We start from the raw sequence: 396 nt of genomic DNA on the forward strand, positions 1-396 counted from the left end.
TCCATCGTCTTCTCCATGTCTCTCGAACGATCCTGTTGGCTTCGTTCGAAACAGCGTCAACCGGACGCCACGGCCCCCCAGAGCGGATCTGAAATGCCCTTCATGAACGCGGCATGCGCGAGAAGTTCTCCCTCCGGCACCGTGAAAACACGCGGCGGCCGGACGATGCGAGGGGCGGATGCGACGACCGGCCCCGTATCGGCCACGACGATGTCGCTGACGAGGCCAAGCCCGATCTGCCGCCCGCCCATCAGTTCGACATAGACCTGCGCCAGCAACTGCGCATCGAGCAGCGCGCCGTGCAGGACGCGGTGCGAACGATCGATCCCGAAGCGCGAACACAGCGCGTCGAGCGTATGCTTGGCCCCCGGATGCTTCGATCGCGCGATCTGCAAC

1 pseudogene is annotated in these 396 nt (G+C 64.6%); it reads right to left on the reverse strand.

The features are described from left to right. Positions 1-56: 56 nt before the first annotated feature. Positions 57-396: pseudogene (locus D7V77_RS42930) on the reverse strand (DNA polymerase III subunit epsilon); the annotation flags it as partial.

The organism is Corallococcus sp. CA041A (genome assembly GCF_003612075.1).
In the GTDB taxonomy this organism is placed as follows: domain Bacteria; phylum Myxococcota; class Myxococcia; order Myxococcales; family Myxococcaceae; genus Corallococcus; species Corallococcus exiguus.